Origin of the sequence: Cellulomonas sp. JH27-2, assembly GCF_014837175.1 — a bacterium.
In the GTDB taxonomy this organism is placed as follows: Bacteria; Actinomycetota; Actinomycetes; order Actinomycetales; family Cellulomonadaceae; genus Cellulomonas.
Genome location: NZ_JACYFR010000002.1, coordinates 12,978 through 39,339, shown reverse-complemented (window position 1 = coordinate 39,339; position 26,362 = coordinate 12,978). Strand labels below are relative to the sequence as shown.

At 73.2% G+C, this 26,362-nt stretch carries 25 protein-coding genes and 2 tRNA genes; 9 read left to right on the top strand and 18 right to left on the bottom strand.

Annotation, left to right across the window (positions count from 1 at the left end):
• Positions 1–55: 55 nt before the first annotated feature.
• Together IC607_RS05135 and IC607_RS05130 are read right to left on the bottom strand one after the other, a co-directional pair.
• Positions 56–2,311, bottom strand: coding sequence for an ATP-dependent DNA helicase RecG (locus IC607_RS05135; protein WP_191785947.1), 2,256 nt, complete (start codon positions 2,309–2,311; stop codon positions 56–58).
• 3 nt (positions 2,312–2,314) lie between these two features.
• The gene (locus IC607_RS05130) at positions 2,315–3,823 is read right to left on the bottom strand and encodes a DAK2 domain-containing protein (RefSeq protein WP_191785946.1); all 1,509 of its coding nucleotides are present in this window, start codon (positions 3,821–3,823) and stop codon (positions 2,315–2,317) included.
• Positions 3,824–4,128: 305 nt separating this feature from the next.
• Between IC607_RS05130 and rpmB the strand changes: the two genes are divergently transcribed.
• Together rpmB and IC607_RS05120 are read left to right on the top strand one after the other, a co-directional pair.
• Positions 4,129–4,320 (top strand): 50S ribosomal protein L28, encoded by a 192-nt coding sequence (gene rpmB, locus IC607_RS05125; RefSeq protein ID WP_029289091.1) that lies wholly within the window; start codon positions 4,129–4,131, stop codon positions 4,318–4,320.
• Positions 4,321–4,402: 82 nt separating this feature from the next.
• A complete protein-coding gene (locus IC607_RS05120; RefSeq protein ID WP_191785945.1) occupies positions 4,403–4,927 on the top strand; it encodes a GNAT family N-acetyltransferase in 525 nt (174 codons plus the stop codon).
• Positions 4,928–4,940: 13 nt separating this feature from the next.
• Here IC607_RS05120 and IC607_RS05115 read toward each other — a convergent pair whose 3' ends face one another.
• The gene (locus IC607_RS05115; protein ID WP_191785944.1) at positions 4,941–5,921 is read right to left on the bottom strand and encodes a thiamine-phosphate kinase; all 981 of its coding nucleotides are present in this window, start codon (positions 5,919–5,921) and stop codon (positions 4,941–4,943) included.
• A 95-nt stretch (positions 5,922–6,016) separates the two neighbouring features.
• On the opposite strand from IC607_RS05115, the gene IC607_RS05110 reads away from it, so the two are divergent.
• Complete coding sequence (locus tag IC607_RS05110; protein WP_191785943.1) at positions 6,017–6,496, top strand: DUF3515 family protein; 480 nt, start codon at positions 6,017–6,019, stop codon at positions 6,494–6,496.
• Between the two features lie 7 nt (positions 6,497–6,503).
• On the opposite strand, the gene IC607_RS05105 is transcribed toward IC607_RS05110, so the two are convergent.
• Complete coding sequence (locus IC607_RS05105; RefSeq protein ID WP_304516306.1) at positions 6,504–7,697, bottom strand: D-alanine--D-alanine ligase family protein; 1,194 nt, start codon at positions 7,695–7,697, stop codon at positions 6,504–6,506.
• An 83-nt stretch (positions 7,698–7,780) separates the two neighbouring features.
• Between IC607_RS05105 and IC607_RS05100 the strand changes: the two genes are divergently transcribed.
• Positions 7,781–8,932, top strand: a complete 1,152-nt coding sequence (locus tag IC607_RS05100; RefSeq protein WP_191785942.1) for a PLP-dependent transferase — start codon at positions 7,781–7,783, stop codon at positions 8,930–8,932.
• Here the strand turns inward: IC607_RS05100 and IC607_RS05095 are convergent.
• The 6 genes from IC607_RS05095 to leuC form a co-directional block, all read right to left on the bottom strand.
• Positions 8,929–9,969: an NAD(P)H-dependent glycerol-3-phosphate dehydrogenase gene (locus IC607_RS05095; protein WP_370526020.1), complete on the bottom strand. Its 1,041-nt coding sequence runs from the start codon at positions 9,967–9,969 to the stop codon at positions 8,929–8,931. The two genes, IC607_RS05100 and IC607_RS05095, sit on opposite strands and share 4 nt — an antisense overlap.
• The gene (locus IC607_RS05090; protein WP_191785941.1) at positions 9,966–10,730 is read right to left on the bottom strand and encodes a lysophospholipid acyltransferase family protein; all 765 of its coding nucleotides are present in this window, start codon (positions 10,728–10,730) and stop codon (positions 9,966–9,968) included. Before IC607_RS05090 ends, IC607_RS05095 begins: the two co-directional genes overlap by 4 nt.
• Positions 10,731–10,792: 62 nt before the next feature.
• A complete protein-coding gene (gene murA, locus IC607_RS05085) occupies positions 10,793–12,109 on the bottom strand; it encodes a UDP-N-acetylglucosamine 1-carboxyvinyltransferase (RefSeq protein WP_191785940.1) in 1,317 nt (438 codons plus the stop codon).
• A gap of 119 nt (positions 12,110–12,228) precedes the next feature.
• The gene (locus IC607_RS17610; protein WP_191785939.1) at positions 12,229–12,987 is read right to left on the bottom strand and encodes an HU family DNA-binding protein; all 759 of its coding nucleotides are present in this window, start codon (positions 12,985–12,987) and stop codon (positions 12,229–12,231) included.
• 62 nt (positions 12,988–13,049) lie between these two features.
• Positions 13,050–13,715, bottom strand: a complete 666-nt coding sequence (gene leuD, locus IC607_RS05075; RefSeq protein WP_191785938.1) for a 3-isopropylmalate dehydratase small subunit — start codon at positions 13,713–13,715, stop codon at positions 13,050–13,052.
• Positions 13,716–13,742: 27 nt separating this feature from the next.
• Complete coding sequence (leuC, locus tag IC607_RS05070) at positions 13,743–15,197, bottom strand: 3-isopropylmalate dehydratase large subunit (protein WP_191785937.1); 1,455 nt, start codon at positions 15,195–15,197, stop codon at positions 13,743–13,745.
• A 75-nt stretch (positions 15,198–15,272) separates the two neighbouring features.
• Here leuC and IC607_RS05065 point away from each other — a divergent pair, with 75 nt between their 5' ends.
• The gene (locus IC607_RS05065; protein WP_118767660.1) at positions 15,273–15,992 is read left to right on the top strand and encodes an IclR family transcriptional regulator; all 720 of its coding nucleotides are present in this window, start codon (positions 15,273–15,275) and stop codon (positions 15,990–15,992) included.
• On the top strand, positions 15,992–16,222 hold the full coding sequence (locus tag IC607_RS05060) for a hypothetical protein (RefSeq protein ID WP_191785936.1): 231 nt from the start codon (positions 15,992–15,994) through the stop codon (positions 16,220–16,222). The genes IC607_RS05065 and IC607_RS05060 overlap by 1 nt, the downstream gene beginning before the upstream one ends.
• 2 nt (positions 16,223–16,224) lie before the next feature.
• Here the strand turns inward: IC607_RS05060 and IC607_RS05055 are convergent, their stop codons facing one another.
• The 6 genes from IC607_RS05055 to IC607_RS05030 form a co-directional block, all read right to left on the bottom strand.
• On the bottom strand, positions 16,225–17,817 hold the full coding sequence (locus IC607_RS05055) for an MFS transporter (protein ID WP_225224553.1): 1,593 nt from the start codon (positions 17,815–17,817) through the stop codon (positions 16,225–16,227).
• Positions 17,818–17,938: 121 nt separating this feature from the next.
• Positions 17,939–18,011, bottom strand: a tRNA-Glu gene (locus IC607_RS05050).
• Positions 18,012–18,105: 94 nt separating this feature from the next.
• Positions 18,106–18,177 (bottom strand) — tRNA-Gln (locus IC607_RS05045).
• 181 nt (positions 18,178–18,358) lie between these two features.
• The gene (locus tag IC607_RS05040; protein ID WP_191785935.1) at positions 18,359–18,811 is read right to left on the bottom strand and encodes a hypothetical protein; all 453 of its coding nucleotides are present in this window, start codon (positions 18,809–18,811) and stop codon (positions 18,359–18,361) included.
• A gap of 19 nt (positions 18,812–18,830) precedes the next feature.
• Positions 18,831–20,120, bottom strand: a complete 1,290-nt coding sequence (locus tag IC607_RS05035) for a P-loop NTPase (RefSeq protein ID WP_225224552.1) — start codon at positions 20,118–20,120, stop codon at positions 18,831–18,833.
• Entirely contained in the window at positions 20,117–20,779 is a 663-nt protein-coding gene (locus tag IC607_RS05030) for a hypothetical protein (RefSeq protein WP_191785934.1), read from the bottom strand. Before IC607_RS05030 ends, IC607_RS05035 begins: the two co-directional genes overlap by 4 nt.
• Before the next feature lie 127 nt (positions 20,780–20,906).
• On the opposite strand from IC607_RS05030, the gene IC607_RS05025 reads away from it, so the two are divergent.
• Positions 20,907–21,122 (top strand): helix-turn-helix domain-containing protein, encoded by a 216-nt coding sequence (locus IC607_RS05025; protein ID WP_191785933.1) that lies wholly within the window; start codon positions 20,907–20,909, stop codon positions 21,120–21,122.
• A 27-nt stretch (positions 21,123–21,149) separates the two neighbouring features.
• Here IC607_RS05025 and IC607_RS05020 read toward each other — a convergent pair whose 3' ends face one another.
• The gene (locus IC607_RS05020; protein WP_191785932.1) at positions 21,150–21,677 is read right to left on the bottom strand and encodes a hypothetical protein; all 528 of its coding nucleotides are present in this window, start codon (positions 21,675–21,677) and stop codon (positions 21,150–21,152) included.
• Between the two features lie 153 nt (positions 21,678–21,830).
• On the opposite strand from IC607_RS05020, the gene IC607_RS05015 reads away from it, so the two are divergent.
• Positions 21,831–22,871: a LysM peptidoglycan-binding domain-containing protein gene (locus IC607_RS05015; RefSeq protein WP_225224551.1), complete on the top strand. Its 1,041-nt coding sequence runs from the start codon at positions 21,831–21,833 to the stop codon at positions 22,869–22,871.
• The gene (locus IC607_RS05010) at positions 22,868–23,482 is read left to right on the top strand and encodes an Rv3235 family protein (RefSeq protein ID WP_191785930.1); all 615 of its coding nucleotides are present in this window, start codon (positions 22,868–22,870) and stop codon (positions 23,480–23,482) included. The genes IC607_RS05015 and IC607_RS05010 overlap by 4 nt, the downstream gene beginning before the upstream one ends.
• A 90-nt stretch (positions 23,483–23,572) precedes the next feature.
• On the opposite strand, the gene secA is transcribed toward IC607_RS05010, so the two are convergent.
• Positions 23,573–26,323: a preprotein translocase subunit SecA gene (secA, locus tag IC607_RS05005; RefSeq protein WP_191785929.1), complete on the bottom strand. Its 2,751-nt coding sequence runs from the start codon at positions 26,321–26,323 to the stop codon at positions 23,573–23,575.
• Between the last annotated feature and the right edge of the window lie 39 nt (positions 26,324–26,362).

Genomic DNA, 26,362 nt, shown 5'->3' with positions numbered 1-26,362 from the left:
CGCGCCGCCGGTCCCACGACGACGCGGGCGTCCCGCCCGCTCCGCGTCGCCTCCGTCACGTCCGGTCGAGGAACTCCTCGGCCTCGTCGGTGAGCCTGGCGTCGATCGCCGCCCGCAGCGCCGGCCAGGCCGTCAGCTCGACGTCCTGCTCGACCAGCTCGCGCGCGTCGGCCCGCGCCTGCTCGATGAGCGTGCCGTCGCGGGTCACCCGCAGGAGCCGCAGGGAGCTCGCCGAGCCCCACTGGGAGGCACCCAGCACGTCACCCTCGCCGCGCTGCTCCAGGTCGAAAGCCGCGAGCTCGAAACCGTCGTGCGTGGCGGCGACGTGGTTCACCCGATCGTCCGCCGGTGTCCCCGGCAGCGCCCCGCTCACCAGCAGGCAGACGCCGGGCGCCGACCCGCGACCGATGCGTCCGCGCAGCTGGTGGAGCTGCGAGACGCCGAACCGGTCGGCGTCGAGGATGACCATCACGGTCGCCTCCGGCACGTCGACGCCGACCTCGACGACCGTCGTCGAGACCAGGACGGGCGTCACGCCCGAGGCGAAGTCCGCGAGCGCGCGCTCCTTGTCCTCGGCAGCCAGCCGTCCGTGCAGGACGCCGACGCCGATCCCGGCGAGGTCGGGCAGCGCCCGCAGCTCGTCGGCCACCTCGACCACGGCCCGCAGCGGGCGCCGGGCCGCCGCGCCGTCGTCCCCCAGCGTCGCAGGCTGCGCAGCCACGAGGTCCGCGCCGTCGCCGTCGTCGCCCTCGATCCGCGCGCACACCACGTACGCCCGCCCGCCCGCGGCGACCTCCTCACGCACGCGCGTCCACGTGCGCGCCACCCAGGCGGGCTTGCCGGCGGGCACGACGTGCGTGACCACGCCGCTGCGCCCGGCGGGGACCTCGTCGAGGACGGAGGTCTCGAGGTCACCGAACACCGTCATGGCGACGGTTCGCGGGATGGGCGTCGCGGTCATCACCAGCAGGTGGGGCGCGGTGGCCGCCTTCGCCCGCAGGGTGTCGCGCTGCTCGACGCCGAACTTGTGCTGCTCGTCGACGACCACCAGGCCCAGGTCGGCGAACTGGACGTTCGCCGAGAGCAGCGCGTGCGTCCCGACGACGATGCCCGCGGCACCCCCGGCGGCGTCCAGCAGCGCCTCGCGCCGCGCGGACGCCGCGAGCGAGCCGGTCAGCAGCGCGACACGGGTCCCGATCTCGGCGCCGCCCAGCATGCCGCCCTCCGCGAGGTCGCCCAGCAGGCGTCGCAGCGAACGCGCGTGCTGCGCCGCGAGCACCTCGGTGGGGGCCAGCAGCGCGGCCTGCCCACCGGCGTCGACGACCTGCAGCATCGCGCGCAGCGCGACGACGGTCTTGCCCGAGCCGACCTCGCCCTGCAGGAGCCGCTGCATCGGCACGGACCGCGCGAGCTCGTCGGCGAGCTCGGCGCCGACGCGACGCTGGCCGTCCGTCAGGGCGAAGGGCAGGCGGGCGTCGAACGCGTCCAGCAGGCCACCGGACGTCGCCGGGCGGGCGGTGGCGGGTTCCGCAGCAGCACGGGCCCGGCGGCGGGCCAGCTCGGCCTGCAGGACGAACGCCTCCTCGTACCGCAGCCGGTGCCGCGCGCTGCGCCAGTCCTGCTCCGTGCGGGGCACGTGCACGTCGTACAGCGCCTGCCGCAGGGAGCCGAGCCCCCGCCGCTCACGCACCTGCGCGGGCACCGGGTCGTCGACCTCGTCGTCGCGCAGGGGCTCGACGACGAGCCGCGCCACACCGCGGATCTTGTCCGAGGGCAGCTTGGCCGTGGCGCTGTAGATCGGCGTGGGCCACCCGACCTCGACCTGCGAGCGTTCCTCGGTCTCGTCGTCGCCGTCGAACCAGGACACCTGGGGGTTGGTGAGCTGGGCCTGGTCGCGGAACACCGAGACCTTCCCCGTGAACAGCCCCCGCCGGCCCGGGTGCATCTCCTCGGCCATCTTCTTGGCCACGTACTCACGCTTGACGAAGAACGTGAGGCGCAGCGACCGCCGCCCGTCGGTGATCTCCGCCTCGACGCGCGGGTCGCCCGTGCCGCGCGCGTGCTTGATGCCGGACCGGCGCACCTCGGCGACGACCGAGACCGTCTCCCCCACCACGAGCCCCGCGATGTCGGTCAGCGTGCTGGGGTCGGCGTACCGGCGCGGGTAGTACCGCGCCACGTCGCCCGCCGTGCGCAGGCCCAGCGCCTCGAACGACGGCCCGATGCGTGGCGCGAGGCTGCCCACGGGCGCGTCGAGCGCCGATGCGTGCTCGACGCGGTCCTCGTAACCGACGTCGCGGGGGACGGCCACCGCTCAGTCCCTGGCCACGGTGAGAGCGGGACCGCGGCCGGCGGGACCGACGAAGGTGACCTCGAGCCCGCCCGCCAGGCGTTCGAACTCGCGCCGGTCGTCGTCGCCGAGCGGGTCGCGGTGCAGCACCGTGACGCTCTCGCCGTCACCGGCCAGCTCGGCCGCTCGGGCCGGCAGGCCCGCCACGTCCTCGAGCTCGACCGCCCGCACGCGCGCCAGGGCCGCGGCGCCGGCGTCGTCGGGCCGTCCCGCCACCGAGCCGACCACGGCGAGCGTCGCGACGACTGCCCGGACGTCGTCGCCCGCCGGCAGGACCGTCACGCTGTCGCCACGCGCTGCCCGCACGGCCGCGAGCTCGCCCTCGTCCAGGCCCGCGCCGTCGACGAGGACCGTACGCGGTGCTCCCGTGTCGGTGATCGCCCGCAGGACGTGCTCGGCCGTGACGGGCGCCTCGGGGCACGCGACGACCGCGACGGCCCCGGCCGCCGCGAACCAGGGCGACAGGGCGGGTGCCGCCGTGCAGACCACGAGCCCCCACCCGCCGTCGTCCGCCGCCGCGGCGCCCTGCCCGTGCGGGCTCTCCAGCGCACGCACGACGACCTGCTCGCGCCGCCCCGGGGCACAGACGCCGATCGCCGCCGCCGGGTCGTCGGTGTGCACGTGCACGTGCCACCAGCCGTCCGCACCCACCACCGCGACCGAGTCACCCACACCGGCCAGCCCCTGTCGCAGCGCCGAACCCAGGTCCTGGCTGCCGCCGCGCACCAGCGCCATGACCTCGAACGACCCCCCGACCAGCGTCTCCGTGCCGCCGGCGGACGCCGCCGTCACGGGTAGCCAGTCGACGTCCGGCGCGGCGTCCTGCTCGCCGGCGGCGGCACGCGCCAGCGCACCGAGGACCACCAGCAGTGCGCACGCGCCCGCGTCGAGCACGTGCGCACGCCGCAGCACGGGGTGGGTCGCGCTCACGGTGGCCAGCGACCGGTGTGCGTCGTCCACCACCTGGGCCAGGAGCGACGCCACGTCCGCGCCCGCGTCCGCAGCCGTCGTCGCCGCCTGCGCGACGACGTCCGCCACGGTCAGCACCGTGCCCTCCTGCGGGTCGGTCATGGACTGGCGCGCCGCTCGTGCGGCGTGCACGAGCGCGGCCGCGACGTCAGCCGGGGCCGCGCCGTCGTCGAGCCGCCGCGCCAGGCCCGCCAGGTACTGGCTGACGATGATCCCCGAGTTGCCGCGGGCCGCGAGCATCGCGCCTCGAGCGAAGGCGGAAGCGACCGCGCCGGCGGTCGCGTCCGCGGGCTCCTGGTCCGCGAGCTCGACGCCGCCGGTGACGGTCAGCAGCACGTTGGTGCCGGTGTCGGAGTCCGCCACCGGGAAGACGTTCACGGCGTCGATGCGCTCGCGTGCGGCTCGAAGACCGCCGAGCGCCCCGTGCACCCAGGCACGCACCACGCCCGCGTCGACCTGGCCGCCGACGACGCGCTCGTCGTCGTTCTCCCTGCGATCGCCCATGCGCTCCGCTCTCACACCCGATCTCACTCCCACCGATCCCGCCCCACACCTTGCCTCATCCCACCGACATTTGGGGTGCCGAGGGGCCATGGGCTAGTCTTGACCGGTTGCCCGGAGGACTTCGGGTACCTGAGGCGCGCGGACATCGTCTGCTCGGCCCGCATCCGATCACAGGATCCATCACGAGATCCCGGACTACGGCCCTCGGCGTGCGCGCCCGGAACAAGCTTCGCCGTCCGCGGCGTGACCGTATGCATCGGGACCGACCCCTCGGTCCCGGACCGAGAGACAAACAGGAGAAGACCGTGGCTGCCAACTGCGACGTCTGCGCCAAGGGCCCGAGCTTCGGGCACAGCATCTCGCACTCGCACGTGCGCACGAAGCGGCGCTGGAACCCGAACATCCAGCGCGTGCGTGCCGTCGTCGCGGGTACGCCCAAGCGCCTCAACGTGTGCACCTCGTGCCTGAAGGCCGGCAAGGTGCAGCGCGCGGTCTGATCACCGGACGCTTCGACGAAGGCCCGCAAGGTTCATCTTGCGGGCCTTCGTCATGTCTGTCCGATGTGGCATCGTGAGGTCCATGACCGAGCAGCTCGACGAGGTGACGATCCGGGTCGCCGCACCTCAGGACGCCGACGCCATCGCCCAGGTCCACGTGCGCTCCTGGCAGGAGGCCTACGCGGACATCGTGCCCGCCGACCACCTCGCCGGACTGGACGCCCAGGACTGGGGGCGTCGCTGGAAGCAGCACCTGGAACGAGGGCCGCAGGACGGTGTCACGACGTGGATCGCGTCGGCGAACCAGCGCCTCGTCGGTTTCGTCTCCGTCGGTCCCAGCCGCGACGAGGACGCACGGCGCGCGGACCGGGAGATCTACTCGATCTACCTCGACCCCGGCATCTGGGGGCACGGCGTCGCGCGCGAGCTCATGCGCACCGTGATCAGCGAGACGGGCGAGTCGACGCACCTGACGCTGTGGGTGCTGGCCGACAACGACCGGGCCCGCCACTTCTACCGCCGCCACGGCTTCCAGGCCGACGGCGTCGAGCGCTACGACGAGGTGGGCGGCGCCGAGCTGCTCGAGGTGCGGTACCGGCGCAACTGACGCCGCACCGCGCTCATCCGGCGAAGTGGTCCCAGCCGGGTCGCTCGGTCGGGTGCCGGCCGTCGACCCGGACGCCCGGCTGCTCGCCGCGCGGCTCGCGCACACGCCCGAGCACGCGAAACCCGGGCGGCAGGTCCGTGCCCGCGGGGAACGTCGCCAGGAGGCCGTGGTCCTCACCGCCGGCGAGCACCCAGTCCCACGGGTCACGTCCGAGCCTGTCGGCGACGCCGGCGACGGCCGCGTGGTCCGCGTGCAGCGTGCGTGCGGGGTCGTCGAGCTCCACGACCACACCGCTCGCGGCGGCGAGCCGGCCCGCGTCGCGCAGCAGGCCGTCGGAGACGTCGAGCATCGCGGTCGCCCCCGCCCGCGCCGCTTCCGGCCCGGAGGCCAGCGGGGACACCGGGCGTCGGTAGGTGGCCACCAGCGCCTCGTCGTCGGGCCCTGCCCGGCCCGCGGCCAGCAGCGCGAGCCCGGCCGCCGACCGGCCCAGCGTGCCGGCGTGCGCGACGACGTCGCCCGGGCGCGCCCCCGACCGCAGCACGGGCGCTCGACCCTCGAGGTCGCCGTGCGCCGCGACGGACGCGACCACGAGCGGACCACCGGACAGGTCGCCGCCCACGACCCCTACCCCCAGGGGCGCACAGACCTGCGCGAGCCCGCGGGCGAACCCCTCGACCCAGGTCACCTCGAGGTCACCCGGCAGCACCAGCGCGACCACGACCGACGTCGGCCGGGCCCCCATCGCCGCGACGTCGGCCAGGTTCTGCACGGCCGCGCGCGCGCCGACGTCCACGCCCGACGACCAGGCCCGCCGGAAGTGCCGGTCCTCGACCAGGACGTCGGTCGTCACGACGAACCGGCCGTCCCCCGCACGCACGACCGCCGCGTCGTCGCCCGGCGCGACGATCGTCGCGTCCCCCGGGGGCAGCAGCGGGAAGATCCGGGCCAGGAGCTCCTGCTCGGACAGGTCCGCGACGACGGGCTCGTGGTTCACGGACGTCACGCTAGTCGAGGCGCTGCGGGCGGTGACGACGAGCGTCACAGCGCTGCCGGTCCGGCGCGGGACCCGGCCCGGGATACCGTGGTCGGGTGCGCAGACGAGCAACGGCCGTGATCCTGGCCGCGACGGCGCTCGGGCTCGCCGGGTGCGCGCAGACCGTCCCGACCACCGCGGCGCCGCACGCCACCGACCCCGTCTGCGCGGACGTGGTCCTGGCGACGCCCGACGAGCTCAGCGGGCTCGCCAGGCACGACACGAACGCCCAGGCGACGACGGCGTGGGGCGAGCCGGGTTCCGCCATCGTGCTGCGCTGCGGCGTGGAACCGCTGGCCCCCACGACCGACCGCTGCACCACGGTCGAGGGGTCGAACGGCACCAGCGTCGACTGGGTCATCACGCAGGGCGACTCGGACACCGAGGACGGGCCTGCGACGTTCGTCACCTACGGGCGCGTCCCCGCCGTCGAGGTCGAGGTCCCGGAGTCGGTCCGCAAGCAGCACTCCACGTCGTTGCTTATCGACCTGGGCGCCGCCGTCTCGCGGACGGACAAGCAGCGCTCCTGCCTCTGAGGCTGTGTCAGCGCAGGCCCGTCGGCCGGTGCAGGGCCAGCTGGACCAGCTCGTCGACCAGGTCGCCGTACTCGAGCCCGCTGGCCTGCCACATGCGCGGGTACATGGAGAACGGCGTGAAGCCCGGCATGGTGTTGATCTCGTTGACCACCACGTCGCCGTCGGGCGTCACGAAGACGTCCACGCGTGCCAGACCCTCGCAGCCGACCGCCTCGAACGTGCGGACGGCCACGTCACGCACCTGCGCGACGACGTCGTCGGGCAGGTCGGCCGGGCACACGAGCGACACGCCGCCCTCGTCGAGGTACTTGGCCTCGAAGTCGTAGAAGTCGTGCTCGTCGCCCGTGACGATGATCTCACCGGGCAGCGAGGCGCGGGCGCGCTGCCCGTCGTGCCCACCCAGGACGCCGCACTCGATCTCGCGGCCCTCGATGCCGGCCTCGACCACGATCTTGGGGTCGTGCTGCGCGGCAGCGGCGACCGCGGCCGGCAGGTCGGCCAGGTCGTCGACCCGCGAGATGCCCAGGCTCGAGCCCGCACGCGCGGGCTTGACGAACAACGGCAGGCCGAGCGGCTTGATCTTGGCCGACGCGGCGGCGGGGTCCTGGTCGTACTCACCGGGAGCCAGCACCACGAACGGCCCGACGGGCAGCCCGTGCCCGGCCAGCACCAGCTTCATCATGTGCTTGTCCATGCCCACGGCGGACGCGAGCACGCCGGCGCCGACGTACCGGACGTCGGCGAGCTCGAGCATCCCCTGCAGGGTGCCGTCCTCGCCGAACGGCCCGTGCAGCAGCGGGAAGACGACGTCGACGGGGCCCAGCGCGCGCGCCAGCTCGCCCGGCACCAGCACCTGCACGTCGCGGTCGTCGACCGCCTGCGGCAGGAGCACGTGCGCGGTGGTGTCCTCGACCTGCGGCAGCTCGCCGTCGGTGATGGCCCACCGGTCCGGGTCGTCGTCGGCCAGCACCCAGCGGCCCGTCGGCGTGATGCCGACCGCCAGCACGTCGTACCGCTCACGGTCGAGCGCGCGCAGGACGCCCCCGGCGGTCGCGCAGCTGATCGCGTGCTCCCCCGACCGTCCCCCGAACAGCACCATGACGCGCGGCCGGTGCGTCGTGAGCACCCACTGCGCGCCGTCGTCCGACGTCGGGTCGGTCGGCACGTCGGACGAGGCAGGGGTGTTCGGCGTCGCGTTCATCGGCCACGACCCTACCTGGCGCGTCACCCGCTGCGGCGCCTCGCCTGTCACCGGGGTACCCGTCGGGGTCGTAACCTGCTGCCGTGAGCCACGAGTTCCCGTCACCCGCCCTCTCCCCCGCCACCGTCACCGTCGCATCGGGCCGTCCGGCCCGCGAGCAGGGCGGCCCGGTCAACCCGCCGGTCGTGCTCACCTCCACCAACGTCTCGTCCGGCGAGCCGGCGCCCGGCGAGCTGCTGTACGGCCGCATCGACTCGGCCTCGTGGCACCCCTTCGAGCAGGTCCTCGGCGAGCTCGAGCGCTCGCGCCATCCCGCCCTCGTGTTCGGCTCGGGCATGGCGTCCATCGCTGCCGCGTTCTCGCTGGTCCCCCCGGGCGGCCGCCTGGTGCTGCCGCGGCACTGCTACCAGGTCACCCTCGGCTACGCGGCGGACCTGGCGCAGCGCGAGGGCGTCGAGGTGGTGCTGGTCGACATCGACGACACGGACGCAGTGCTCGCGGCGCTGCCCGGCACGTCGATGCTGTGGATCGAGTCGCCGACCAACCCCATGCTCGAGGTCGCGGACCTGCCGGTGCTGATCGAGGCCGCGCACGCCGCCGGCGCCCTGGTGGGCGTCGACAACACGTTCGCGACCCCGCTGGTCCAGCGTCCGCTGACGCTCGGCGCCGACGTGGTGATCCACTCCGTGACGAAGTACCTGGCCGGGCACAGCGACGTGGTGCTGGGCGCGGCGCTGTCCGACGACGACGACCTGCACACCCGCCTGCACGCGTACCGGACCCTGCACGGCTCGATCGCCGGGCCGTTCGAGGTGTGGCTCGCGCTGCGCGGCGTGCGGACGCTGGCCCTGCGGGTCGAGCGCGCGCAGGCGAACGCCGCCGAGCTCGCCCGGCGTCTGTCGTCGCACCCTGCGGTGGCCGCGGTCCGGCACCCCAGCCTGCCCGACGACCCGGGCCACGAGCGCGCGGCGCGGCTCATGGACGGGTTCGGCGCGATCATCGGCCTGCGCCCGCACGGCGGCGCCTCGGCGGCCGACGCGGTCGTCGACGCCGTGCGCCTGTGGGTACCCGCCACGAGCCTGGGCGGCGTGGAGTCCAGCATGGAGCGACGCCGCCGGTTCGCGACGGAGTCGCTCACCGTCCCCGACGACCTGCTGCGGCTGTCGGTCGGGATCGAGGACGTCGACGACCTGTGGGCCGACCTCTCGGCGGCCCTCGACGCGAGCGTCCGCTAGACGCCCTCGGCCTTGTGGGGGCGCGCAAGGAGCAGTGCCGCCAGGTCGTCGACGGGCAGCCCCTCGTGCAGGACGCGGACCACCGCGTGCGTGATGGGCATCTCGACGCCCAAGGAGTCCGCGAGCTCCAGCACCGAACGGCTCGACTTCACGCCCTCGGCGGTGCCGCCCGTCGCGGCGACGGCCTCCTCGAGCGTCATGCCCTGACCGATGTGGTTGCCGAGCGTGTGGTTGCGCGAGTCGGGGGACGCGCACGTCGCCATCAGGTCGCCCATGCCCGCCAGGCCGGGGAACGTGTCCGCGTCGGCACCCAGGGCCAGGCCCAGGCGCGTGATCTCGACGAGGCCGCGCGTGATGATCGTCGCCATGGTGTTGAAGCCCAGGCCACGCCCCTGCGAGATGCCGACGGCCAGCGCGATGATGTTCTTCACGGCGCCGCACAGCTCTACGCCGACCACGTCGTCGTTGGTGTACGGGCGGAAGTACGACGACGCGCAGGCCCGCGCGACGAGCTGCGCGGTCTCGTCGTCCGTGGCGGCGACGACGGTGGCGGTGGGCTGACGGTGCGCGATCTCCTTGGCCAGGTTCGGGCCCGAGACGACGGCGACGCGCTCGGGTGCGATGCCGAGCGACTCGGCGACCACCTGGCTCATGCGCCGGTCCGTCCCGAGCTCGACGCCCTTCATGAGCGAGACGGCCACAGCGTCCGGGCGGATCGCGCCGCGCAACGGCTCCAGCGTGGCCCGCGCGCTCTGCGACGGCACCGCGATGACGACGAGGTCCGCGTCGCGCACCGCCTCGGCCGCGTCCGTCGTCGCGGCGATGCCCGCGGGCAGCTCGACGCCTGGGACGTACCGCTCGTTGCGCCGCTCCTGGGCGATCTGGCGGCACACCTTCTCGTCGCGCCCCCACACCGTCACCTGACAGCCCGCGTCGGCCATGACGGCCGCGAAGGTGGTGCCCCAGCTGCCGGCGCCGAGCACGGCGGCCCGCAGGGGATGGTCGGACGTGGCGACGGGGTCGCGGTCGGCGGTCACGGGAGCTCCGGCTTCGTCGCGTGGTCCCCGCCGACCCGGTCCTGGCCGGGCGGGACGGGCTTGCGCATGTCGTATCGGGCGGTGGGGGCCTTCTCACCACGGACCCCCTCGAGCAGGGCGGTGATCGCGTCCATCACGCGGTCCGTGGCCTCACGCAGGGTCGCGCTGTCGAGCGGCCGTCCGTAGAGGTCGTCGAGGTCGACGGGCGGGCCCGTGACCACGGTGACCTTCTTGGGCGGGATCGGCTTGAGCAGCTTCTTGTAACGCCCCAGCAGGTCCTGCGCCCCCCACTGCGCGAGCGGGATGACCGGTGCGCGGGTGGTGAGCGCCAGGCGCGCCACACCCGTCTTGCCGGCCATGGGCCACAGGTCGGGCTCGCGCGTCAGCGTCCCCTCGGGGAACACCGCGACGCACTCGCCCTCTGCGATCGCGGCGACGGCCGCGGACAGCGAGTCAGCAGCCGCGGCCGAGTTGCGGTAGACGGGGATCTGGCCGGTCCCGCGCAGGACTCCCCCCACGACGGGCACCTTGAAGAGGCTGGACTTCGCCAGGATCTTGGGGGCGAACCCGTTGTCCCACAGGTAGTGGGCGAACGTGATGGGGTCGACGTTGGTCATGTGGTTCGAGGCGACGATGAACCCTCGGTCGGTCGGCAGGTTCTCCGCCCCGTGCCAGTCGCGCTTGGTCACGACCAGGAGGATCGGGCGCAGGATGCGCGCGACGTTGCGGTAGGCACGGTTGGATCGGGCGGGCGAATGCACGGGAGCCGATGCTACCCGCTGACCCGTGGCCCCCCGTCCGCGGCTCGCCTGCGATGTCCGGATCAGTCGCGACCGAACTCCGCGCCGAGCGCCTCGAGCTTGTCGGTGAAGTGCTCGTACCCGCGGTCGATCAGGCTGATCCCGCGCACCGACGAGGTGCCCTTGGCGGTCAGCGCCGCGATGAGGTGGGAGAAGCCGCCCCGCAGGTCGGGAACCTCGATGTCGGCCGCGGCCAGCGGCGTCGGGCCGCTGATGACGGCGGAGTGGTAGAAGTTGCGCTGCCCGAACCGGCACGGCCGGCCACCCAGGCACTCCTTGTAGACCTGGATGGTGGCGCCCATCCCGACGAGCGCGTCGGTGAACCCGAATCGGTTCTCGTACACCGTCTCGTGGACGATCGACAGGCCCTTGGCCTGCGTGAGCGCGACGACGAGCGGCTGCTGCCAGTCCGTCATGAAACCCGGGTGCACGTCCGTCTCGAGCTGGATGGAGCGCAGGTCGCCGCCCGGGTGCCAGAACCGGATGCCGTCGTCGTCGACCCGGAACTCGCCACCCACCTTGCGGTAGGTGTTGAGGAACGTGGTCATCTCCGGCTGCGTGGCGCCGCGTACGTAGATGTCCCCGCCCGTCGACAGCGCGGCCGAGGCCCAGGACGCCGCCTCGATGCGGTCGGACAGCGACGTGTGCTGGTAGCCCTCGAGGCGGTCGACGCCCTCGATCCGGATCACGCGGTCGGTGTCGACCGAGATGATCGCGCCCATCTTCTGCAGCACGTTGATGAGATCCATGATCTCGGGCTCGATCGCCGCGTTGGACAGCTCGGTGATGCCCTCGGCACGCACCGCGGTCAGCAGCAGCTGCTCGGTGGCGCCGACGCTCGGGTACGGGAGCGCGATCTTGGTGCCTTGCAGACGGTGAGGCGCTCTGATGTGGATGCCGTTGTGGGTCTTGTCCACGACGGCGCCGAACTGGCGCAGGATGTCGAGGTGGTAGTTGATCGGCCGGTCGCCGATCCGGCAGCCCCCCAGGTCGGGGATGAACGCCTCCCCGAGGCGGTGCAGCAGCGGCCCGCAGAACAGGATGGGGATGCGGCTGGACCCGGCGTGCGCGTCGATGTCGGCGACGTGCGCCGACTCCACGTCAGTCGGGTCGAGGTGCAGGGTGCCACCCTTGGCGTCGGCGTCGACCTTCACGCCGTGCAGCTCGAGCAGACCGGTCACCACGGCGACGTCCCGGATCTGGGGGACGTTGCGCAGCACGCTGGGCGTCTCGCCCAGGAGCGCCGCGACCATCGCCTTCGAGACGAAGTTCTTGGCCCCCCTGACCGTGATCTCGCCCCGCAGGGGCGTCCCGCCGTTGACATAGAGCAGATCGTTCACGCGCCTATCCTCACCTACCGACCGTCGCGGTTCGTCCTGCACGGGCCCGCGCGTCGTCCTTCGTGCCAAACCTTCACAGACAGGTCCCGCGGGTGTGCCGCGGCCACGACAGGGTGGCGTCAGGACTTCTTCGTGCCGCGGTGAGACTTCCCCGTGGCCTTCGCCTTCGTGCGCAACTTGGCCTTCGCCTTGCTGTCGGACCTGGCCTTCGCCTTGCTGTCGGCCTTGGCCTTCGCCTTCTTCTTGCTGTCGGCCCTCGCCTTCACCTTGCTGTCGGCCCTCGCCTTCGCCTTCGCCTTCGCCTTGCTGCCGACCTTGGCCTTCGCCTTGCCGTCAGCCGTCTCCGCGGCCTCGTTCGTGCGGCTACCGCCCTTCGAGGTGCCGCCCTTCGAGGACCGCACCTCGCCGGACCGCACCCGGACGGCGTCGGCCCCCTTGGCGCGATGGATGGTCTTCGTGGTGTCCGTGGGCTCGGCGGGGTCGGGGACGCCGGTCTCGCGGTCGGCCGCCGCGCGGCGTTCCGTCGTCCGCGCTGCCGCGCCTGGACGCGCCGCGTCACCGCTGCGGCGGGGACCGTCGTCGGCGCCGGCGGCCCTCGGTGCGGCTCCGCGCACCCGCGCCCGCAGGGTCGCGCCCGGGTGGAAGCGCGCCACGGTGGTCGCCGCGACGTCGAGCGCCGCGCCCGTGCGGGGGTCGCGCGCCGTGCGAGCAGCGCGGGGCACGGGCTCGAAGGTGCCGAAGCCCGTGAGCGTCACCCGTTCCCCTGCGGCCAGGGCGGCCGTGACCTCCTCGAGCACCGCGTCGACCGCGGACCCGGCATCGGCGCGACTCCAGCCGCGTGCGGCGATCCGGTCGGCGATCTGCGACTTGCCGGGCATGGTCGTCCCTTCGTCGGCGGTGCGAACCTGCTGGGACCACCGTAGCGACGTCGGGTAGGAGCTCAGGGGCGGCGGCTGATCTCCACCGGCACGCCCGACGGGCGCGCCGCCTTGATCTCGACCGGAGGGAGGTGCTTGGCCGGGAGGGTGGCAGGGCGCCACGGCTCACGCTTCTCCTCGAACGCCGAGATCTCGTCGGCGTGCTCGAGGGTCAGGCCGATGTCGTCCAGGCCCTCCATGAGGCGCCAGCGCGTGTAGTCGTCGACCTGGAACGGGACGACGACGTCGTCGCACGTGATGGTGCGCGCCTCGAGGTCCACGGTGATCTCGGTGCCCGGGCGGGTCTCGAGGATCTTCCAGATGAGCTCGATGTCCTCGGCCGACGCGACGGCGGCGAGCAGGCCCTGCTTGCCGGAGTTGCCGCGGAAGATGTCGGCGAAGCGCGTCGAGATGACGACCTTGAAGCCGTAGTCCTTGAGCGCCCACACGGCGTGCTCGCGCGACGAGCCGGTGCCGAAGTCAGGGCCCGCCACCAGGACGGAACCGCTCGAGTACGCCTCCTGGTTGAGGACGAAGGTCGGGTCGCCGCGCCAGGCGGCGAACAGCGCGTCCTCGAACCCGGTGCGCGTGACGCGCTTGAGGTAGACGGCGGGGATGATCTGGTCGGTGTCGACGTTGCTGCGGCGCAGCGGCACGCCGACTCCCGTGTGCTGGGTGAACTTCTCCATGGTCCTGTTCCTGTCTTCCTGGTCCGGTCAGACCGTCTGGAGGTCGGCCAGCGGGGTGCCGTCGGGTGCCGGGGTGCCGGTGCCCAGGTCGGAGTACGACGAGAGGGTGCCGCGGATCGCCGTCGCGGCGGCCACGAGCGGGGAGACCAGGTGCGTGCGACCGCCCTTGCCCTGACGTCCCTCGAAGTTGCGGTTGGAGGTGGACGCCGAGCGCTCCCCCGGTGCGAGCTGGTCGGGGTTCATGCCCAGGCACATCGAGCAGCCGGCGTTGCGCCACTCCGCACCGAAGTCGAGGAAGATCTTGTCGAGCCCCTCGGCCTCGGCCTGGAGGCGGACACGTGCGGAGGCGGGCACCACCAGGACGCGGACGTCGTCGGCCTTGTGCTTGCCGGCGATCACCTTGGCGACCGAGCGCAGGTCCTCGATGCGGCCGTTCGTGCAGGAGCCGATGAAGACCGTGTCGACCTTGATCTCGCGCAGCGGCTGGCCGGGCGTCAGGCCCATGTACTCGATGGCGCGCTCGGCGGTGATGCGCTCGTTCTCGTCGGCGATCTCCTCCGGGACCGGGACCGAGCCGGACAGCGGCAGGCCCTGCCCGGGGTTGGTGCCCCACGTGACGAACGGCTCGAGGTCCTGCGCCTCGAGGACGACCTCGACGTCGAACGTCGCGTCGTCGTCGGAGCGCAGCGTCTTCCAGTACTCGACGGCCGCGTCCCAGTCCGCACCCTCGGGCGCGTGCGGGCGGCCCTGCAGGTAGTCGAACGTGGTCTGGTCGGGCGCGATCATGCCGGCGCGGGCACCGGCCTCGATCGACATGTTGCAGATGGTCATGCGGGCTTCCATGCTCAGTCCGCGGATCGCCTCGCCGCGGTACTCGAGCACGTAGCCCTGGCCGCCGCCGGTGCCGATCTTGGCGATGATCGCCAGGATGATGTCCTTGCTGGTCGCACCCTCGGGCAGCTGCCCGTTGACCGTGATAGCCATCGTCTTGAACGGCGCGAGCGGCAGCGTCTGCGTGGCCAGCACGTGCTCGACCTCGGACGTGCCGATGCCGAACGCGAGGGCGCCGAAGGCGCCGTGCGTCGACGTGTGCGAGTCGCCGCACACGACCGTCAGGCCGGGCTGCGTGAGGCCGAGCTGCGGGCCCACCTGGTGGACGATGCCCTGGTCCGCGTCTCCGAGCGAGTGGATGCGCACGCCGAACTCCTTGGCGTTGTTGCGCAGCGTCTCGATCTGGGTGCGGCTGGTCGCGTCGGCGATCGGCCGGTCGATGTCGAGCGTCGGGGTGTTGTGGTCCTCGGTCGCGAGCGTCAGGTCCGGGCGACGGACGGGACGACCGGCGAGGCGCAGCCCCTCGAACGCCTGCGGGCTGGTGACCTCGTGCACCAGGTGCAGGTCGATGTACAGGAGGTCGGGCGCGCCGTCCGCACCAGGGCGCACGACGTGCGCATCCCAGACCTTCTCCGCCAACGTGCCGGCCATGTTCTTTCCTGTCTCTTCGGGACCTGCTGGGGGGCGTCGCTTGCATCTCAGCCTTCGAGACGGCAATATCGACCTATGGACAACTCTAGCGGAGTCGGCGTGCTGGACAAGGCCGCGTCCGTTCTCAGCGCTCTCGAGGCCGGCCCGGCGACCCTCGCCCAGCTCGTGACCGCCACCCATCTTGCTCGCCCCACGGCCCACCGGCTCGCCGTCGCCCTGGAGCACCACCGGCTGGTGGCCCGCGACATGCAGGGTCGGTTCGTGCTGGGGCCGCGTCTGTCGGAGCTCGCCACGGCCGCGGGTGAGGACCGCCTCCTGGCCGCCGCCGGTCCCGTGCTGGCCGCCGTCCGCGACCACACGGGCGAGAGCGCCCAGCTCTACCGCCGCCAGGGTGACCAGCGCATCTGCGTCGCCGCCGCGGAACGCCCCATCGGGCTGCGCGACTCCATCCCCGTAGGCGCCACGCTCACGATGCAGGCCGGCTCGGCCGCCCAGGTGCTCCTCGCGTGGGAGGAGCCGGACCGCCTGCATCGCGGCCTGCAGGGCTCGAAGTTCACCGCGACCATCCTGTCCGGCGTCCGCCGCCGCGGCTGGGCCCAGTCCGTCTCCGAGCGCGAGGTCGGCGTCGCGTCGGTCTCCGCGCCCGTGCGGGGCCCGTCGGGGCGCGTCGTCGCCGCCGTCTCGGTCTCCGGACCGCTCGAGCGCCTCTCGCGCCAGCCCGGACGTCTGCACGCCGCCGCCGTCGTCTCCGCCGCCAACCGCCTCACCGAGGTCCTGCGCCGGACCGCCGACTGATGGCCGTCCGCGGGCCGGCCGCCGCGCGGCGACGGCTGACCAGGCGCGGCGCGGCGATCGCGGGCGTGGCCGGCTTCGTCGTGGGCGCACTCGTCGCGGTGCTCGGCGGGGCCGACGCGGCCGGTGCGGTGGCGACCGGCATCCTGGTCGGTCTCGTCGCGGCCGTGGTCGGGTGGGGCGTCGTCGCCCTGCTCCCGACGAGCAACCACGGGCCTCGCGGCCAGCACTGATCTCAGCCGAGGTCGAGACCTTCGAGCGACGACGACGGGCGCTGGTCGGGCAGCCGCATCATCCGGAACCCGTTGACCAGGCCGCCGAGGCCGGCCAGCAGCGGCACCAGGAGCGCGACCTGGAGCGACCGGTTGCGGGCCTCGTCGTTGATCGCGAGAACCTCCGCCACGACGGCGGGCGGCTCTCCACCGATCTGCTCGGCGAGCCGGCTGTTGCTCATGATCTCGGCGTCTCGCTCGAGCGTCGCCGCGATCTGCGCCTGCTGCTCCGCCGGGATGACGTCGCTGGCCTGCGTCAGGTGCGTGAAGCTGAACGACAGGGTCGCGAGCATCAGCCCACCCGCCATCGCGAGCCCGAAGGAGAGACCGAACGACCCGGCCGCGGAGTTCACGCCCGCGGCCTCGCTGACCCGCTCCTCGGCCACGGGCGCGAGCGTGTAGTTGTTGAGCTGTGAGACGAGGAGCCCCAGACCGCTCCCCGCGACCGCGAGCGGGATCACCAGGTACCAGCCACTGCCCACGCGCGGCACGAGCGGCACGATCGCCGCGATCCCCAGGCTCGCCAGCAGGAAGCCGGCCCGGATCACGGCCGCGGGACGACGGTTGCCGGCCCGCTTGCCCGCCACCACGGCCGCCGCGAACATCGTCAACGACAGCGGCGCGAGCGACAGACCCGCCTCGAGTGCGTCGTACTCGAGCGTCATCTGGAAGAAGAGCGGCAGCGCGATCATGGCCCCGCCCAGGGTGATCTGCTGGAGCATCTGCCCGGTGACGCCCGCCGTGAAGTTCGGGTGCCGGAACAGGTCCGGGTCGAGCAGCGTCACGCGTCCGGTCCGCTTGCTGCGGACGAGCCAGCGGACGAGGCCGGCCAGCGCGACGAGCCCGACGAGCACGAGCAGACCGACGAGCTCGCCCCCTTCCTGCCACACCAGGATGCCGAGCACCACACCGCCCATCCCGAGCACGGACAGGACGGCACCCACGGCGTCGATCCGCCGCGAGCCCGTGTAGGGGACGTCCCGCACCAGGGAGATCTGGCTCAGGACGACGACGATGACGACCACCTCGAGCGCGAACCCGACGCGCCACGACAGGTAGGTCGTGACGAAGCCCCCGAGCAGCGGCCCGATCGCCGCGGCGACCGCGGCCGCGGCCCCGACGAGCGCGTACGCCTTCTTCTGGTCGCTCCCCATGAAGTTTCCGTGGATGAGGGACTGCATGGCGGGCAGGAGCAGCGACGCCCCGAGGCCGCCGACGACGGCCCAGAGCACGACGATCGCGGTCAGGCTCTGCGCCAGCGTCATGGCCAGCGCACCGACGGCGTAGGCCACCAGCCCGAGGACGTAGGCGCGCTTGCGCCCGACGAGGTCGGCCACCTTGCTGCTGATGAGGATGAACGCCGCCGACACCAGCGCCTCGAGGGCGATCGCCGACTGCACGCCGCTCGCCGTCGTGTCGAGATCGACCACCACGGCGGAGATCGAGACGTTCATCAGGGACGTGTCGACGACGAGCACGAACATCGCCGCCGCCAGCAGCACCATGAGCCGCCGGCTCCCCCGGGCCTGCGATCCGTCGCTCTGACCTGGACTCATGTCGCCTCCGCACGCCGGACCGCTGACCTGACGAGCATGGCGCAGCGACCAGGGCGAGGGCAACAGACGTCCGGGCGACGAAAAAGCGGTCCCGGCGTCTGCCGGAACCGCTTCTCGTCTGTACCCCCGACCGGATTCGAACCGGCGCTACCGCCGTGAGAGGGCGGCGTGCTAGGCCGCTACACAACGGGGGCCTATCAGCTGCTCGGCCCGTAGGCCTCGCTTACCGAGTGAACACTTTACCCGATGCTCCGAGTGGATCGGAACGTCGAATCAGCGGTGCTCGCGCTGGGGTACCAGGACTCGAACCTAGACTAAGTGAACCAGAATCACTCGTGCTGCCAATTACACCATACCCCATGGGGGTATTCCCCCCGGTGTCGCGACGTCCCTCCAGGTGTCCCCGGAGGTCAGTCACGATCGTCCACCGGACGTCGTACCGGCGGTGAACATTACCTGGTCCAGGCCGCACTGGTCCAACTGGCCCTCGCCGTCGCGGCGGTTCGTGACGAACGCCACGCGCACCGAGCGCTCCCCGACGTCACCGCGGGATCTGCGCGACCTCGCTCGCGTCGTACCAGAGCAGGTCGGCGTCGTCGACGCGTTCCACCGCCGAGGCGTCACCGTCCAGCGCAGCCGCCACGTCCGTGGCCACGGCCGGCTCGTCCACGTGCACGCACGCGATCTCCGAGCGGCTCACAGGCCGCGTGACCCGGACCAGGCTCGGGGCGCCGTCGTCGTCGTCGGAGACGTCCGCCACCTGCGCGTCGGGGACATCCACGGACGCGACGGCACGCAGCCGAGGAGCACCTGCGGCCCGGCGGAGCAGCTCGAAGCTGTCGTCGGCCGCCATGAGCTGCGCCGCGAACTCGAGGCCCTCGTCATCCTCGTCGGGCAGTGCGGCACGCAGGGCGGCGGTCACGGCGTGCCCCCGGCGGTCGGGCAGCTCGTCGGCGTCGAGCTCGTCCAGGGTCAGGGGCAGGTAGATGCGCACGACGACAGTCTGCCCCCGCTCACCCCCGCGAGCCCGACGCCACGACGTCGGACGCCGCCGAGCCGTCCTCGGCCCCCGCGGACGCGGGTGCGGGCGGCAGGAGCTGCGCCACCCGCGCGGCAGCCTGCGCGATCGCGCGTCGCGCCGGGGACCCCGGTGCGATCTCGCGCAGCATGCGCGCTTCCAGCAGCGCGGTGTCGGTCCCCGCGCGGTCCTCCGGGACCAGCACCGCGTCCGTGACACCCGCGTACCGCGCGAGCGCCTGCGCCACGGCCTCCCCCGGCCTCGGGCCGGCCACCGACGCACGGACACGGTTGACCATCACCAGGCGCCGCGCCCCCAGGCCCAGGTCGGTGAGCTCGGCCAGCGCACGCACGAGGCGCTGGATACCGACCGGGTCGGCCGCACCGACCACGACGACGAGGTCCGCGGTCTCGAGGGTGCGCAACGTCGCGGCGTTCCGCTGCGGCGCGTGGGTGTCGTAGGTGAGCACCTCGTCCTGCTCGAGGCAGAAGCCCGTGTCGACCACGGTCCAGCGCGCGATCGACCGCGCCACCTGCCACACCGACTCGAGCGCCGAGGAGGCGAGCTCCGGCCAGCGGTCGGCGCGAGAGGTGCCCGAGAGCACCCGCAGGTCGGGCGCCAGGACGGGCGCGAGCCGCGCGAGCGCCGTCAGGTCGAGCATGCCCTGACCGGCCTGACGGACGGCTGCCGCCAGCCCCGGCGCCTCGTCGAGCATCCCCACCACCTGCGCGACGCTGCCGCCGTACGTGTCCGCGTCCGCCAGGAGCACCGAGCCGCCCGCGGCCGCCAGCTCCGCCGCCAGGTTCACGGCGATCGTCGTGCGTCCTGGCGCACCCGTCGGGCCCCAGACGGCGACCACCGCACCCCGGGCGGCCGCCGGCCGCGCCTCCTCGGGCACCGGCGTCCGGTCGGCCTGCGGCGCCTGGGCCACCGAGAGCCGGAGCAGACCGTCGGCGACGTCGCGGGCGCCCAGCTCGTCGAACGGTTCGAGCACCACGTCGTCGACGCCCGCACCCCGCAGCCGCTCGACGCTCCACACCGACGCAGGGTCCGACAGCCCCAGCACGCGCACACCGGCCGCGTGCAGGGCGTCGACGCTCTCCCGGTCCAGGTGCGCGAGGGCCGACGAGACCACCGCGAGGCGACCGAGGCCGGCCTCCGCGGCGGCCAGGAGCTCGGTGAGGTCGGCGCACCGCCGCGTGACCTGCAGCTGTGGGTGCGCGTCGAGCGCCTGGACCACCAGCGCCTCGGCACCGCCCTGCACGGCGCACAGCACCCCGATCATCGCTCGCCCGATCCCGGGACGGCGACGACGTCGAGCGCACCCTGCGAGCCCAGAGCCGCGAGGACGTCGGACAGCTTCGCCTCCGGCACCAGCACGTGCACGGAGCTGCCGCCCGAGGCCGCGAGGCCGCGCTCGGCGCGCGCCACCTCCGCGACCGGGAGGCCGGCGGCGAGCTGCCGGGGCGGGCCTGCCGTGTCGCTGCCGTCCGACGCGGGCGTGAACCACAGGTCGACGGAGGCGCCGACCACGACGTCCTGCGACGGCGTGCGCTCGAGCGGGACCGCCACCGACCGCACGTCGAGATCCTGCGCCCTGCCGACCGCGTCGGCCGGCACCAGCTCGTCGTCGCCGACGACGCGCACCACCACCGGGTCGGCGGGCAGGCCGGCGTCGGCGCGCAGGTAGTGCTCGAGCTCCGCCGAGTCGAGGCGCACGTCGGCGACGACCAGGTCATCGGTCGTCACCTTCTGACCCGGGACGAGGGCGTGCGAGGCGACGTATACGGGAACCGTCGTCTGTGCCGAGCTGACGGCCCACGACCCCAGCGCGACCGAGGCGGCGACCAGCGCGATGCCCGTGAGCAGACGAGGGTCGCGCCACCCCGGGCGGCGCAGTCGCGCTGCGGCCGGGGCGGGCAGGTCGAGCACGGCGGTGTCCATCAGCTCTCCGATCGGGGACGCGCAGCGGCGGGACGGCCCATACTGCCCGAACGTTCCGGGCAACCGGGCACAAATGCCCGATTGTGGACAACCCGGTTCGAGGCCGCGCCCGTGACAGACTGCCCGCATGCCACCGCGGTTCCTCACGCTCGCCGACGTCGGCGAGATCCTCAACATCTCGGCCCAGCAGACGTACCAGCTGCTGCACTCCGGCGACCTGCGCGGGATCCAGATCGGACCCAAGAAGGTCTGGCGCATCGAGGCGACGGAGCTGGAGAGCTACATCCAACGCATGTACGAGCAGGCCCGCCCCCGGACCGTCAGCGAGACGTCGGAGGCCTGAGGCCAGGGACGCGACGGGAGCGGCCCGTCAGCCGGTGCGCACCCAGACCAGCGCGTCGAACGGCACGGTCCAGACGAGTCCCGTGCGCCCCGGCCCCGGCACCATGACGTCGACGTGGTCGGCGCCGACCGCCTCGAGCCGTCCGTACAGGTCCACGTCGCCCGCGCGCACGCCCACGGGCGACCGGTCCCGCGCAAGCGCACGCAGCGCGTGCCCGAGACCGAGACGCCGCTCGACGACACCGCCGTCCGGCTGCGCCTGACGGCCCACGTCCGCGACCGCGACGATCGCCGCCGCCCGGACCAGCACGCGGCGGGACGGGCCGAGAGCGAGCAGCACCCACTGCTCGGCCACGTCGACCACCTCGCCCTCGACGGCGTCCGCACCCACGACCTGCACCCGGAGCTGCCGCCCCACGGCCGCGCGGAGACGGTCCGCCGTGCGCACCGTCGCCCGCTCGGCGCGCACCAGCTCCGCCACCCCGGCGCGCACCGCCGCGCGCTCGTCGGCCTGGAGCTGCGCCTCCATGTCCTGGAACAGGGCCTCCCATCGCATGCCCACACCGTAGGGCAGCGGGTCCACGGGCGACCCGCTGCGGGGACCCGGAGTCCGCGCCGGGTGGACAGGAATCGGACATTCGGGTACACCTATGACTCTCAAGCGCGGTCAAAACAGATCAAACAAGATGATCGGATGCGAACGATGTCGATGGCACAGACTCGAGCCCGCCTCGCGGGTCTCCTGCTGCCTGCTGCGGCGGCGGGTGGGGCCACGCTCGCGTGGGCACTCGCCACCCGTGCGGTCAGCACGGCGCGGAATCCCCTGCTGACGGTCGACGGCGTCGTCGAGTCGTCGGTCGTCGCCGTCGGCGCCGTCGCGGCCGCCTGGCTCGCCGTGTCGTGCGCGCTGGCCGCGCTGTGCGTGGGCGCGCGGACCGTCGGCCTGACCTGGCGGGCCGGAGAGCGCGCCGTGCAACGCTTCGCACCCGCGGCGGTGAGGCGCGTCCTGGGCGTCGCCGTCGCGACGACGCTCGCCGCGACCGTCGCCACCGGGGCCGGTGCCGCGGAGACGCTCGCCGGTCCCGCCGCGGCACCCGTCGGACAGCCTGCCGGCCAGGTGCAGGTCGTCGACCTGGGGTGGCTGCCGTCCACGGCGGTGACCGAGGGTGCGACTCGCCCCGCAGCCCGACCCACGGCCGCTCGAACGCCCGTTCCCGACGACCTGGGCTGGGTGCCGTCGGGCCCCGCGCACGACGAGACGAGCGTGCGCTCGGACGAGCGCACGCCGGCTCCCTCCCCGACAGCCTCGCCGACGCCATCCGGTCCGGCGGCGTCGTCGGACGACGGGCACACGGCCACCACCGAGGTGGCACCGGAACCCGCCGCGCCGCGTACCACCCCCGCGCGGCGGACGTCCGCGCAGCCGGCCGAAGCGCCCTTCCTGACGCCCACGACGAGCGCGCCGGCGAACCGCCCGACCTCCCGGACGAGCAGGGCTGCCGGCGCCGCCTCCGACGACGTCGTCGTCGTCCGACCCGGCGACACCCTCTGGAGCATCGCCGCCGACCACCTCGGGAGCGACGCGTCCACCCGGGACGTTGCCGCCGCCTGGCCTGCCTGGTTCCACGCCAACGCCGACGAGATCGGCGACGACCCCGATCACATCGTCCCCGGCCAGCGCCTCACGGTCCCGACCAGCAGTGCCCGACCCCGCAGCTCCACCACCAGCACCGAGGGAACCCACCGATGAGTGCCGTGACCGTCGAACGCACCTTCGTCGAGGACCTCTTCACCGACCCGGCGCCCGCCCCTGCCCGGCACCTGTCCCCCACGCCGACGCTCCCGCGGGTCGACGCTCCACGGCCTGCCGTGCGCGTGGTCCCGATGCCCGCCCCGGCGGTTCCCCTGCCGCCCCGCGAGCGTGCGGCCACGCGCGTCCCGACGCGGCTCGAGGAGCGCGTGCGGGTGCTGCGTGCCCACGACCGCTCCCCCGTGCTGGAGTCGGCGGACGAGGACCGCGGTCCCGTGCCGCTCGCCGACCCGTCGGTGGTCGCGGGCGCGCTCGCGCACGCCTGCGTGGAGGTGCTGCTGGGCCGGCGCTCGGCCGCACAGCTCGCCCGGTGGGTCACCCCAGGCGTGTTCGACGTGCTGCGCTGCCGAGCCGCAGCCACCGCGCGCGTGCTGGGCGGCGCCGGGTCCGGGCGCGCGACGACGGTCCGCCGGGTGCGACTGTGCCCCATCGAGCCGCACCAGGTGGAGGTCAGCGCGGTCGTCGACGACGGCACCCGAGTCAGGGCCGTCGCGATGCGGCTCGAGACGCACCGTGGCGTGTGGCGGGCGACGTCGCTCGAGATCGGTTGACGACCGCCGCCGGGACGACGACGGGGCCGCACCCGGTGGGGTGCGGCCCCGTCGTTCGTCGTACCCGCGGGACGTGACGTCGGCGGCGGCTCAGCGGCGCTTGGCCTGCTTCGCCGCCCGACGACGGGCCTCGCGGTTGTCGCCGTCGGCGGCCGGTGCCGCGGCGCCGTCCTCACCGCGCGTCACGACCGCACCGTCGCCGTCCGCGGACGGCGCCGAGTACTGCAGAGGGGCACGCTCGGAGGGTCCGTCGATGCCCTTGGCGACCAGCCGGTTGGCTGCCGCGGCGCCGGCACCGGTCGCCGCGGCAGCGGCGGACTCGGCGCTGACGGCGGGCTGCTCCTCGACCTGGACCTCCAGGTTGAACAGGAACCCGATCGTCTCCTCCTTGATCGCCTCGGACATCGCGTTGAAGAGCTGGTAGCCCTCGCGCTGGTACTCGACCAGCGGGTCACGCTGAGCCATCGCGCGCAGGCCGATGCCCTCCTTGAGGTAGTCCATCTCGTAGAGGTGCTCGCGCCACTTGCGGTCCAGCACGGACAGCGTCACGCGGCGCTCGAGCTGACGCATGTTGTCCGAGCCGATCTGCTCCTCACGCTCGCCATAGGCGTGCTCGGCGTCGGACAGCACCTCGCGCTCGATGAGCTCGGAGGTGAGCCGCACCTCGCCGCCGGCCTGCTCGACGACCTCGTCGGGCGTGATGCTGATCGGGTAGACCGCCCGGATGGCCGTCCAGAGCGCGTCGAGGTCCCAGTCCTCCGGACGCCCCTCGGCGGTCGCCGCCGTGATGTACGCGCTCAGCACGTCGCCGCGGAAGTGGCCGATCTGCTCGTGCAGGTCCTCGCCCTCGAGCACGCGGCGGCGCTGCTCGTAGATGACGACACGCTGCCGGGACAGGACGTCGTCGTACTTGAGAACGTTCTTGCGGATCTCGAAGTTGCGCGCCTCGACCTGCGACTGCGCGGACTGGATGCCGCGCGTGACGATCTTCGACTCGAGCGGCATGTCCTCGGGGAAGCCCGCACGCGTCATCATCGACTCGGCCAGACCCGAGTTGAACAGGCGCATGAGGTCGTCCTGCATCGACAGGTAGAACCGGGACTCGCCCGGGTCCCCCTGGCGGCCGGAACGACCGCGCAGCTGGTTGTCGATGCGCCGCGACTCGTGCCGCTCGGTGCCGAGGACGTAGAGGCCGCCGAGCTCGACGACCTCGTCGTGCTCGGCCTGCACCGCGTCCTTGGCCTTCTCCAGGGCGTCGGGCCAGGCGGCCTCGTACTCGTCGGCGTTCTCCGCCGGGTCGAGCCCGCGCGCCGCGAGGTCGGCGACCGCCATGAACTCGGCGTTGCCGCCGAGCATGATGTCGGTACCACGACCGGCCATGTTGGTGGCGACGGTGACGGCGCCCTTGCGTCCGGCCTGGGCGACGACGGCCGCCTCGCGCTGGTGCTGCTTGGCGTTGAGCACCTCGTGCGGGACGCCCTGCTTCTTGAGCTTGGAGGAGAGCAGCTCGCTCTTCTCGACGCTCGTCGTGCCCACCAGGACCGGCTGCCCGGCGGCGTGGCGCTCGACGATGTCCGCCACGACGGCGTCGAACTTGCCGTCCTCGCTCTTGTAGACGAAGTCGCGCTGGTCGATGCGCTGCATGCCGCGGTTCGTCGGGATCGGCACGACGCCGAGCTTGTAGGTGCCCTGGAACTCGGCGGCCTCGGTCTCGGCCGTACCGGTCATGCCCGAGAGCTTGTCGTACAGCCGGAAGTAGTTCTGCAGCGTGATCGTGGCGAGCGTCTGGTTCTCGGCCTTGATGGCCACGCCCTCCTTCGCCTCGATCGCCTGGTGCATGCCCTCGTTGTAGCGACGGCCCGGCAGGATGCGGCCGGTGTGCTCGTCGACGATCAGCACCTCGCCGTTCATCACGACGTAGTCCTTGTCCCGCTTGAACAGCTCCTGCGCCTTGATGGCGTTGTTGAGGAACCCGATCAGCGGCGTGTTGAGCGACTCGTAGAGGTTGTCGATGCCCAGGTAGTCCTCGACCCGCTCGATGCCCGGCTCGAGCACACCGACGGTGCGCTTCTTCTCGTCGACCTCGTAGTCGACCTCAGCCTTGAGGCGGCGCACGACCTTGGCGAACTCGGCGTACCAGCGGTTCGCGTCGCCCGACGCGGGACCCGAGATGATCAAGGGGGTGCGGGCCTCGTCGATGAGGATCGAGTCGACCTCGTCGACGATCGCGAAGTTGTGGCCGCGCTGGACGAGCTCGTCGGTGCTCCACGCCATGTTGTCGCGCAGGTAGTCGAACCCGAACTCGTTGTTGGTGCCGTACGTGATGTCCGCGGCGTACTGCTCGCGACGCTCAGCCGGCGTCTGGCTGGACAGGATGACGCCGCTGGTCAGGCCCAGGAACCGGTACACGCGACCCATGAGCTCGGCCTGGTAGCTGGCCAGGTAGTCGTTGACCGTGACGACGTGCACGCCCTTGCCGGTCAGCGCGTTGAGGTACGCCGGCGCCGTGGCGACGAGCGTCTTGCCCTCACCGGTCTTCATCTCCGCGATGTTGCCCAGGTGCAACGCGGCGCCGCCCATGAGCTGCACGTCGAAGTGCCGCTGGCCCAGCGTGCGGCGCGCCGCCTCACGCACGGTCGCGAACGCCTCGGCCAGGATGTCGTCCAGCGACTCGCCGTCCGCGAGCCGGGCCTTGAAGCGGTCCGTCTCCTCGCGCAGCTCGGTGTCGGACAGCGACGTGAAACTGTCCTCGAGGTGGTTGACCTGCTCGGCGATCCCCGACAGCTTCTTGACTATCCGGCCCTCACCGAGACGGAGGACCTTCTCGAAGATCGCTGGCACGCATGACTCCCGACGTGTTTCACACCCCGAGCGCCGGCG

What these genes read in the sequence shown, in the direction of transcription:
- IC607_RS05035 (WP_225224552.1), bottom strand. Translation starts at nt 20,120, where the DNA reads ATGATCGGGGTGCTGTGCGCCGTGCAGGGCGGTGCCGAGGCGCTGGTG.
- IC607_RS05010 (WP_191785930.1), top strand. Translation starts at nt 22,868, where the DNA reads ATGAGTGCCGTGACCGTCGAACGCACCTTCGTCGAGGACCTCTTCACC.
- IC607_RS05020 (WP_191785932.1), bottom strand. Translation starts at nt 21,677, where the DNA reads ATGCGATGGGAGGCCCTGTTCCAGGACATGGAGGCGCAGCTCCAGGCC.
- IC607_RS05015 (WP_225224551.1), top strand. Translation starts at nt 21,831, where the DNA reads ATGGCACAGACTCGAGCCCGCCTCGCGGGTCTCCTGCTGCCTGCTGCG.
- IC607_RS05025 (WP_191785933.1), top strand. Translation starts at nt 20,907, where the DNA reads ATGCCACCGCGGTTCCTCACGCTCGCCGACGTCGGCGAGATCCTCAAC.
- IC607_RS05130 (WP_191785946.1), bottom strand. Translation starts at nt 3,823, where the DNA reads ATGGGCGATCGCAGGGAGAACGACGACGAGCGCGTCGTCGGCGGCCAG.
- IC607_RS05030 (WP_191785934.1), bottom strand. Translation starts at nt 20,779, where the DNA reads ATGGACACCGCCGTGCTCGACCTGCCCGCCCCGGCCGCAGCGCGACTG.
- IC607_RS05055 (WP_225224553.1), bottom strand. Translation starts at nt 17,817, where the DNA reads ATGAGTCCAGGTCAGAGCGACGGATCGCAGGCCCGGGGGAGCCGGCGG.
- IC607_RS05060 (WP_191785936.1), top strand. Translation starts at nt 15,992, where the DNA reads ATGGCCGTCCGCGGGCCGGCCGCCGCGCGGCGACGGCTGACCAGGCGC.
- IC607_RS05065 (WP_118767660.1), top strand. Translation starts at nt 15,273, where the DNA reads ATGGACAACTCTAGCGGAGTCGGCGTGCTGGACAAGGCCGCGTCCGTT.
- leuD (WP_191785938.1), bottom strand. Translation starts at nt 13,715, where the DNA reads ATGGAGAAGTTCACCCAGCACACGGGAGTCGGCGTGCCGCTGCGCCGC.
- leuC (WP_191785937.1), bottom strand. Translation starts at nt 15,197, where the DNA reads ATGGCCGGCACGTTGGCGGAGAAGGTCTGGGATGCGCACGTCGTGCGC.
- IC607_RS17610 (WP_191785939.1), bottom strand. Translation starts at nt 12,987, where the DNA reads ATGCCCGGCAAGTCGCAGATCGCCGACCGGATCGCCGCACGCGGCTGG.
- IC607_RS05120 (WP_191785945.1), top strand. Translation starts at nt 4,403, where the DNA reads ATGACCGAGCAGCTCGACGAGGTGACGATCCGGGTCGCCGCACCTCAG.
- IC607_RS05105 (WP_304516306.1), bottom strand. Translation starts at nt 7,697, where the DNA reads ATGAACGCGACGCCGAACACCCCTGCCTCGTCCGACGTGCCGACCGAC.